5 protein-coding genes and 4 pseudogenes are annotated in these 9,484 nt (G+C 58.7%); 6 read left to right on the top strand and 3 right to left on the bottom strand.

All coding sequences use genetic code 11. The features are described 5' to 3' along the window. Positions 1-802: pseudogene (locus X738_RS84205) on the bottom strand (IS91 family transposase); the annotation flags it as partial. Between the two features lie 10 nt (positions 803-812). Continuing rightward, positions 813-1,670: pseudogene (locus tag X738_RS79975) on the bottom strand (site-specific integrase). A gap of 990 nt (positions 1,671-2,660) precedes the next feature. Between X738_RS79975 and X738_RS88125 the strand changes: the two are divergent. The 4 genes from X738_RS88125 (at position 2,661) to X738_RS79950 (ending at position 7,386) form a co-directional block, all read left to right on the top strand. Beyond that, positions 2,661-3,191 carry a M24 family metallopeptidase gene (locus X738_RS88125; protein WP_245277895.1) on the top strand — a complete coding sequence of 177 codons (531 nt, stop codon included), beginning with the start codon at positions 2,661-2,663 and terminating at the stop codon, positions 3,189-3,191. A gap of 1,418 nt (positions 3,192-4,609) precedes the next feature. Beyond that, a complete protein-coding gene (locus X738_RS79960; protein WP_023804156.1) occupies positions 4,610-5,446 on the top strand; it encodes a transporter substrate-binding domain-containing protein in 837 nt (278 codons plus the stop codon). A 58-nt stretch (positions 5,447-5,504) separates the two neighbouring features. Continuing rightward, entirely contained in the window at positions 5,505-6,479 is a 975-nt protein-coding gene (locus tag X738_RS79955; RefSeq protein ID WP_023804155.1) for an amino acid ABC transporter permease, read from the top strand. Between the two features lie 163 nt (positions 6,480-6,642). Further along, a complete protein-coding gene (locus X738_RS79950; RefSeq protein ID WP_023804154.1) occupies positions 6,643-7,386 on the top strand; it encodes an amino acid ABC transporter ATP-binding protein in 744 nt (247 codons plus the stop codon). 577 nt (positions 7,387-7,963) lie between these two features. Here X738_RS79950 and X738_RS79945 read toward each other — a convergent pair. Then, positions 7,964-8,197: pseudogene (locus tag X738_RS79945) on the bottom strand (transposase domain-containing protein); the annotation flags it as partial. A 314-nt stretch (positions 8,198-8,511) separates the two neighbouring features. Between X738_RS79945 and X738_RS85745 the strand changes: the two are divergent. Both X738_RS85745 and X738_RS79935 read left to right on the top strand, forming a co-directional pair. Then, a complete protein-coding gene (locus tag X738_RS85745) occupies positions 8,512-8,700 on the top strand; it encodes a hypothetical protein (protein WP_156942782.1) in 189 nt (62 codons plus the stop codon). Then, a pseudogene (locus X738_RS79935) lies at positions 8,687-9,484 on the top strand (recombinase family protein); the annotation flags it as partial. The gene X738_RS85745 and the pseudogene X738_RS79935, both read left to right, overlap by 14 nt.

The following is a 9,484-nucleotide window of genomic DNA, read 5'->3' as shown; positions in this document are numbered from 1 at the left end:
GTCATGAGCTTGTGCTTGGACTTGTCGTGATGGCGATAGTCCTTCCAGCGGAAGCTGACCTTGCCCTGGTCCAGGCTCACGAGGCGGCTGTTGGCGATGGCGACGCGATGGGTGTAGCGGCCCAGATAGGCGAGGACCTGTTCGGGACCGCCGAACGGGGGGCTTGGCGTAGACGACCCATTCGATCCGCTTCAGTCCAACCAGTTGGGCGCAGAAAGTGGCAGGGTCGGCCAGGCTGGCGAGATCGCTGAAGAAGCGAAGCTGGCCGGCGTCGAAGGCGTCCTGCAGGCGCTCTAGGAATAGCCGCCTGAACAGGCGCGACATGCGAATGATGGTGGAGATTTTGACCCCAAGTATGAAGCACGGCGACCATGCCGATCTCGGCGCCCAGATGCGTGGGATCGGCTGCCGCCACACTCAAGGCTTCAGATGCGGCCTTGAACAGGATCGCATAGACCACCGCCTTGTTCTGGAAGGCGATCTCAGCGATCTGGGCCGGGACGGTGAAGACCACGTGGAAGTATGGGACCGGCAGCAGCTCAGCCTGCCGCTCGGCCAGCCACTGGGCGCGGGCTAGGCCCTGGCACTTAGGGCGGTGGCGGTTGCGGCAGGAATTATAGGCTTGCCGCACGAGACCGCAGTCGGTGCAGTGTTCGGCGTGACCGCCCAGGGCCGCGGTCCGGCACGCCTCCACCGCGGCCATGACCCGGCGCTCGACACGCCCGAGATGGCCGGCATGGTCGCGGCGATAATCAACCCCGTGACGGTGGAATACATCCGCCACTTCCAGATCCGGGCGCATGGCGCGCGGCTCAGCCGGACGGCGTGATCTCCATGTGGAGTTGGTCAAAAGGACTGGCTCCGGCCGATCACAGCCGTTGAGACCTGGGCGTATAGTGTCGTCGTCGCCAGGCTGCGATGGCCCAGCAGCACCTGAATGATCCTTATGTCCGTGCCGGCTTCCAAAAGGTGGGTGGCGAAGCTGTGGCGAAGGGTGTGCACCGTCACCCGCTTCTCAACGCCCAGGAACTCGCAGGCTGCTCGACAGGCGATCCCCAAGGTCTGTGGATGGATCGGGCCGCGGCCATCGCGCCGGGGAAACAGCCATCGCCCCGGCTTGGTCAACCGCCAATAGACGCGCAAAATCTCCAGCAGCTGTGGCGACAGCATCACATAGCGGTCCTTGCCGCCCTTGCCCTGCTCGATGCGAATTACCATCCGGCTGCTATCGATGTCCGTCACCTGCAGACGCGCCGCCTCCGTGGCGCGTAAGCCCACCGCATAGGTGGTCATCAGAGCGACCCGGTTCCTCGTCCCCTTCACGGCCTGCGGAAAACCGACCACCTCATCGGCGCTCAGCACGACCGGCAACTTGCGCGGCGTCCCGGCGTAAGCGATCCGCTCAGGCAGGTCAGATCGACCCAGCGTCACGCCGTAGAAGAAACGCAAGGCGCAAACGGTCTGGTTCAACGCGCCCCACGAGACCCTTCGGCCCACCAAGTGGGCCTGATAGGCGCCCACCTCTTCGTATCCCAGTTGATCGGGTGATCGTCCAAAAATCGACTGAACTTCGCCATGTGATGCACGTAGGATCGCTGGGTCTCCGGTGACAAATTGCGGATCGTCAGATCTTCAATCATCCGCTGACGCAGAGGGCTTATCTGGGCCATCTGGGGTTCTCCTGTCTGGAAGGTTGGCTCGACACCAAATCTTCTCAGACAGGGGCCTCCTCAGGCCAGACCCGCGCATCAGCTACCGCGGCAGCGGTTTAGTTCAATCACGNAAATCTTCTCAGACAGGGGCCTCCTCAGGCCAGACCCGCGCATCAGCTACCGCGGCAGCGGTTTAGTTCAATCACAATTCGAAAACCTTGGGAATCCCTCCGATTCAGTCAATCGATGAACCGCTCTAGGAAGAACGGGAACCGTTGTGAACGGCGGGCCTCCCTGACAACTGTAGCGCGACGTTTAAGCAAAGTCGCGGTGTGGGGGTCGAGTGCGTTGCCAAACGATACCGCCAACACAGCCGCCCGCAAAGGCCCGACGGCAGTCGTGACGCTCGCTCGCACAAGTTCATCCGTGCTTTCTCCCGCACACACTGCCCTGCGGTTTCCATGCCTCTTTAGTTGCGTGATTTCAACATTCGCATTCTCCGACGGTTCTGGGAATCATAGTTGGCGAGCACTTCACCGCGGAAAGAATATGTGGCGGAGCAGGAATTATCCTCATCGATTGCTATTCCTTGCTGCATCTCGCCGCCAGATGACGACGATATAAAAACTGCATTTGACGCAAGCCGCTGGGCTAGGACGGTGCAATGTCTCCCTGAACCAGAGCCTCGAACGCTGAGCGACAGCTTCTAAACATCGGTCCGATGCGTACTGTTGCGTAACCAAACCACTACATGGCAAATCATTGAGGTGAGATATGACCTCAGCTATTCCTCTGGCGGGGTCCCGTTCCCGAGATCCGAATACGAGCGCAGGCAGCTCAACGTGCTGGCGGCAGTGGCGAGCGCGGGGCAAGACGCACTTGTAGTGACTGCCCATGGCCATCTTTGGTATCTCAGCAGATACGATGGCAGTGGTGGATACTTCGCACCGTTTCCTTTGATCATAGTGCCAGGCCGGTCACCAATATTTGTTGTCCGACAGTATGACGATGAAATGGTTACTTATACGCAGCAGCAAGATTTTGGGAAAGTGTGTGCCGACGTCCTTCGAAGGCAAGAGGATCGGTTTTGAGCTTGGCTGCTGGAACCTCGCGTTGGCAGATGTCAATGCGCTTCAGGCGCGGCTTCCTGGCTTGAAGATCGCCGATGAGTTGCCGCATGCCTCCCCATCTCAGCACCCAATTTGTAATAACGAGCCGGCTTTTCTGGAAATCGGCGCATCAAAACACGGGTACACCGTAGGGACGGTCCGGTGCGCTGTGCTTGGCCGACATCCTGAGGCTGAGTCTTTGCACACCTTGGCCGAGGAAGTCGTTGAAGCCCTGGTTGCTGCAGTTAAGCCGGGAATTTCCGCGGCGGCAGTCGACGCGGCTGGCCGTGAGGTGCTGAAGCGATCTGGGAGAAAGGGAGTCTTTCGCCACCGAAGCGGATACCAGACTGGCATTAATTGGACTGAACGCGGCGACCTGAGCTTGGAGCCGGGCGCGAGCGATATCCTGCAATCCGGGATGTGCTGGTGACAGAACGTGGTGCGGAGCTACTGAGCCAAACGCCTCTACGCTCGATCGCGCATGATGCTTATGCCCGTCGAATCAAGTCGAAGATGAACGGCGGGAGAGCGCGGTGTGGCTCGGGGGGGGCGGGAAGTCTCTCCGAGCATGGCTTGAAGGACCTTGTAGAAGTCATCGCGTTCTTCACTATTTCTTGAATCTGAGCCTTCCAGCCTTCTGCGTGAGCGATTAGTTGAAGGACGCGCGATCGTGAAAGCGCGGGCTCAACCGGCACCGGGCAGTGGTGGCTGCGACGATGAATGTCCTGCTGGCGCTGTCACGCCTGCGCCTATTGCCCACTCAGATCCTGAGCCACCTCACGCTGCTGTGGTGACGGTCGACGCGACAACTGCAAGCATTGACCTGCGAAACCAGTTCGCGCGGCTCCCAATCCGAAAAAAGGGTCGGCTCACGCATCGCGTGACTCCGTGCAGGACCCCAGAGTCCGTGCGTCCTATTTGGATGCACGACGTCCTTTAATAACGGAACCGACCCGCCAGCATAGGGAAGCCCGTCTACGACATCACAGACCTATGCTGGCGGGTCGGTTCCGTCTTATGAGAATTTCAATAGCTCAGCTTCCTTTGGGACGAAGCGATAGGGTGTCCTATCTGGACGCAAGGTCTTGAAGCAAGCCGTGCGCCCAAGGCCGGCTAAAGGTCTGGCGCAGCGAACACGCGGACCCGTTGCTGTTTGACCCCTCGAACAAGGAGCAGCCGATCCTGGATCGCAAGACCACATTGAGGCGCCGTGGAGCTCGCGAAGGAGGCTGGCGCTGCGAAACCCTACCCATCTCCGCGCCCGGCCTCCTTCGCGCAAGCCGGGAGCAAAATGGACGAGGCAACGCTCGAATTGGGCATCGTTACGTGTGGCAATACGGCTCTCTCCCAGATTGACGATGCGGACGGACTTCGGGCGGTAGCGGTGCGCAAGTGTCAGCGGTGCCTGGCCAGATCGGAGCCTGCGCGGGACCGGGGCGAGCGGGGCCAGGGCGCCGCCGCAGACCGGACAGATGTCCAGCGAGCGCCCTGTGAGACAGCGGTAACGCTGGCGATAGTCGGCGCTCGGGTCCGGCGTCGGCGGCGTGGGCGCAGCCAGAAACCGCACTGACCGGACAATAGAATGTGGCCGTGTCTGTACACAAGCAGCGACGCGCAGCGGACAATCCCACTCGCGCCGGCTGGTCAGCACGATCCCGCAATGCCGCGTGAGGCACTGCGCCGATAGCGATCTAAGATCAAGATGGGCATCATATCGATAATATTCTGTCAACCTACTGGCCGGTGAAAGTAGGTTGGAATGGATCGGCCGGCGCGCTTGTTGCTCAAGCATGGAGCACCGGTCGGATCGTAAATTTTGCAAGACAAAAAAATCAAGGGGACATTCGCATGAACAAGCTTATGACAATGATAGCCTCTGCAGCCTCGCTCGCAGTTGCCTCCCTGGCTTGGTCGGCTACGGCCAATGCCGGCGCCGTACTCGATAAAGTGCTCGACACAAAGACGCTGACAGTGGCGGTCGGGACGGACTGGGGGGTGATGTCGTCCCTGGGCGACAACCGCGAGCTCGTTGGTTACGACATCGACGTCGCGAAGGGAATTGCGGAATACTTGGGCGTGCAGGTCAAGTTTATAACGCCGGGCTGGGACGTTATCGCTGCAGGCCGTTGGAACGGACGTTGGGATATGGCCATGGGTCAGATGACACCACAGAAGTCGCGCACCGAAAAATTTGCCTTCCCGGCTGTGTATTCCTACTACCGGGCGGTCGCGCTCGTTCACAAGGATAGCAAGGCTACCAAGCTTTCGGACCTCAACGGAAAAGTAGTGGGCATCGGCGCAGGCGACAACACCGAGCAATATGCCAATAACACCTTGGTAGCCGACTGGCCCGGCGCTAAATCTATTGATTTCAAATTCAAGGCAGGCGAGATAAAGTCTTACTCAGGCACTGCGTTTGACGACCTTCGTCTCGGCGATGGTGTTCGCCTCGATGCGGTCCTTTATGGCGAAGTCCTTGCGCGCAACGCGATCAAGGCCGGCTATCCAATGAAGATACTTGGCGAGCCGCTGTACTCCGCGCCAGGGGCTATCGCGATTATGCGTGGCGACAACGAATTTAACGACAAGATCGCGGCCGCCGTCCAGAGCATGAGGGATAACGGTACTCTCTCCAAGCTATCGATGAAGTGGTATGATGGAGTGGATTACACCGTCGAAAAATAAGGTTCACTAAACTTTAGCGGCCCGGCCCGGCCGGGCCCGCTTTTTTGGGAAGCTGCACATGCTCTATCAGGATACCGTTGAATCCGACGTACTCGTCCACAAGCCGTTGTTTATAGCCTCGGTCTTTGCCGTTGTGCTCACCGTTTTTCTTATGTTTGACCTCACGAGCACCATCATGGGTGAAATCATGCGGCCAGTCATCGGTGAGCCGCTGCAGAGCGGTTTTTACGGGCGCTTCGCGATTGGCTTTGTGATTGCGGTCGTGTTCTGCTTTAATCTGGTACTGATCGGATTTGCGTCGCTGAAAGCGCAAATCGGCATTGTGTGGCTCGAACTGCTCGTTCTGTTTACCGCTTTCGTTAAAGTATTCGATCTAAATCTGCCTTTTATTTGGGATCACCTACCCTTCCTGATCACTCAGGGAGTGGTGACGACACTGTATGTTTCGGCGATCTCACTGGTTTGCGCATCGACTATCGGGATCGCTGCCGCCATAGCGAAACTGTCAAGCAATGGCTTCGCTTACGGAGTTGCCAGCTTTTATACTTCCTTCTTCCGCGGAATGCCGCTTCTGATGCAGGTTTACCTGATCTATTTCGGCCTGCCCCAACTGGGCATTATGCTTGATGCCGTGCCATCAGGCATATTGGCGCTTTCACTATGCATTGGCGCGTATATGACGGAAATCTTCCGGTCCGGCATTGCAAGCATCGACCGCGGTCAGTGGGAGGCATCCCGATCCATGAGTTTCGGCTTTGGCCTCACGATGCGCAAGATCATTCTGCCGCAGGCGCTTCCCGTAATCATTCCGCCAATGGGAAACATGTTCATCGGGATGCTGAAGGACAGCTCGCTCGTCTCAGTCCTCGGCGTGTGGGAGCTGACATTCCTTGCTCGCACGCTTGGCCAGCCGACCTTTCATTACTTGGAGATGCTGATCACCGCGGCGATAATCTATTGGATCATGTCCATTTGCCTCGAGCTGATTCAATCCAGGATCGAGCGCTATTTCGCCAGGAGCAAGGTAAGATGAGCGTCAGCAACGTAAGCGACGGGAGCAACGTGCGATGACGACTAGCAGGATATATCAACTGAAAAACGTCCCTAATGAGGGCAAGGCTTCGGAGGCTTCTGCCAATATGTCGCGCATACAACCAGCGTCGCATCGAGAGTCACCAGGACAGGAGCAGGTGACAGTGAGTGCGGAAAAGATTATCGAAGCGAAGAACGTCTCGAAGTGGTACGGCGCCTTCAGAGCATTGACTAGCGTCAGCCTCACCGTCCGCAAAGGCGAACGCATCGTTATCTGCGGCCCCTCCGGATCGGGAAAGTCGACGCTGATCCGCTGCTTCAACCGGCTCGAAGCGCACCAGGAGGGCGACATCATCGTGAACGAGATCAGGTTGCACAGCAGGATGCCCAACGTGGCTGAAGTTCGCAAGAACGTCGGGATGGTTTTCCAGCACTTCAATCTGTTCCCGCACATGACGGTGCTAATGAACTGCATGGCCGCGCCGATGTGGATCAAGGGCATGCCAGAGCCCGAGGCAAGGAAGCTCGCGCTGAAATTCCTTGAGCGCGTGCGTATTCCGGAGCAGGCGAACAAATATCCTGCCCAGCTCTCCGGCGGACAGCAGCAACGTGTTGCCATTGCCCGCTCGCTCTGTATGGAACCCACCGTCATGCTGTTCGACGAGCCGACCTCGTCGCTCGATCCGGAAATGGTCGCTGAAGTGCTCGAAACAATCACTGGTCTCGCGCGCGACGGCATGACCATGGTTTGCGTTACACACGAGATGGGCTTCGCGCGTGCCGTTGCGGACCGAGTGATCTTCATGGATGCAGGCCAGATCGTCGAAGAGGGCAAGCCGAACGACTTCTTCACCAATCCACAACACGAAAGAACAAAGCTATTCCTTAGCCAAATACTGTCACACTAGGACCTGAGTAATGAGGCGCGTCCGCGCCGACCCTGAAGTTGCAGAACCGGTAACTTTTGGCAATCAATGCGCGCCCGATAAGATTTGACTCTAGCGGGCCTCGTAGAGACCTTGTATCGGACCCGAAGAGTTGAAGAGCAGCACAAAGAAGCCGTCCCTCTCTGGTTGCCGAGTTATCGTCTCCGCCGCGGCTTCCGCTATTGGTCGTGTATCGCCGAGGCTTGCGGAAGCTGGGGCTCGGGTGAAGGTGTGCGATGTTGATCAACAGAAATAGCTGAGATGAGACAGCTTCATCGTGCCATTGACGCGACGGCCACAAAAATCGGAAAACGGGAGGACCTGCCGATGCCCAATGGAATCTTCCGCCGCCCGGAAACCCGGCCGGCGTTTGGGGGAAGGAACCCGGCGAATTTCTTGACTGCGTTGAATCGTGGATCGCCACATGGCACGCCATTTCGGCGCCTACCGAGAATGCAAGGCGTGCTGCCGCCCGGCTTGAGGTACGCCTACGACGAAGGCCGCATGGTTGGCACGCGCGCCTGGGCGCGGCGGGCTCTATGATGGCGATGCGTGAAGGTCAGGCGGCCTGCTGATCGGCGGGCTTGTCGGCTTCGCGCAGGCGCTTCCATTGCCAGGGCAGTAGTTCGTGCAGACGCGAGGCGGGAAGATCGGCAATGCGGACGTCGGCAAGCCAGGCTTTCGGGTCGACATCGTTGAGGCGTGTCGTGGTGATGAGGGTAAGCATAACGGCGGCGCGGTCGGTGCCGCGCTGGGAACCGGCGAAGGTCCAGTTGCGCCTTCCGAGAGCCATCGCAGGGTCATTTAGCCCATGTCGGGCAGATGGTAGAGTTTCATTATCGCTGGCATCCATATTACGGCGGCCGATTTCGGCATGAAGGTCGGGAGGATCGGGCTAACGGTTCGATCATTCGGGTCGAGATTAGGCCGGGCGAGATCATTCAGGTTGCAGAGTGGATGCTGGATCGGGCGTTTTGCGCCGATATGGAGATGGGCGAACCCCGCGCGTTGCGGTGATTGAGCTCATGGAGCTTCATAGACTGCTTACCGAGCGCGGTTTCAGGCAGACTTCGACCGATGGACTCACGGCCATCCAGGAGGCGCACCATGAAGGCTTTACCACCACCACCCTCGACATTACCGGTGTTGACCCAGCAGCTGAGTATGCCGCTCGATACGCCGCAGATGCGAGGCCTGAGCGACGCGGAGCGAAGCGCCGCTGTTGGCAGGTTGGCGACCCTTCTGATGGCCGCGGCCGGCATCGCGGCGAAGGAGGCCAGCGATGACGGGCAATGATCTCCTTCCAGCCACGGTGCTGAAGCGCAAGGCTGTGGTCTACGTTTGACAGTCGACCCCGGGTCAAGTCCAGAACAACCGGAGAGCCAGCGGCGACATATGAACCTGTCGATGTCGCGCGACGCTGGGGTTTCCGTGATGTCGATGTGATCGACGATGACCTTGGTCGCCAGCGGTGCTGTAGATCGCCCTGGTTTCGAACGACTGGTGAGCGGCCTGTGCACGGGCAAAATTGGCGCAGTGCTCTGCCTCGACGCATCGCGCCTTTCCCGCAATGGCCGGGATTGGCACCATCTCTTGGAACTGTGCGGCCTGGTTGAAGCGCGCGTCATAGATCTCGACGGGGTGTACGATCCTTGTCGGCCCAACGATCGATTGTTGTTGGGCATGAAGGGCAGTATCAGCGAGTTTGAGCTCGGCATTTTGCGAACGCGCATGCTTGACGCGGCTCGCGCCAAAGCGCGGCGGGGGGAGCTGCGTCTCAGTGTGCCGATCGGCTATATCTGGCACCGCGACTATGGGCTGGGGCTTGATCCCGATTTGCGGGTACAAGAGGCGATCCGCCTCATCTTTTCGCGTTTCCGCGAGTTTGGCAGCGCTCGTCAGGTCCTGATTTCGCTCACCGCTGATAATTTCCATTTTCCCCGTCCTTCTGATGGGCGCAACGGTGTCCTTCGACTGGGTGCCTGTTCGCTATCGGAGCGTTATTTCGATTCTGAAGAACCCGTTCTACGCCGGGGTCTACGTCTATGGTAAAAGTGAGAAGCGAACGGAGATTGTCGAT

The sequence above is a fragment of the Mesorhizobium sp. L48C026A00 genome (genome assembly GCF_000502375.1).
Taxonomy (GTDB): Bacteria; Pseudomonadota; Alphaproteobacteria; order Rhizobiales; family Rhizobiaceae; genus Mesorhizobium; species Mesorhizobium muleiense.
The sequence above is the reverse complement of the archived record's forward strand: the minus strand, read 5'-3'. Positions and strand labels throughout refer to the sequence as shown.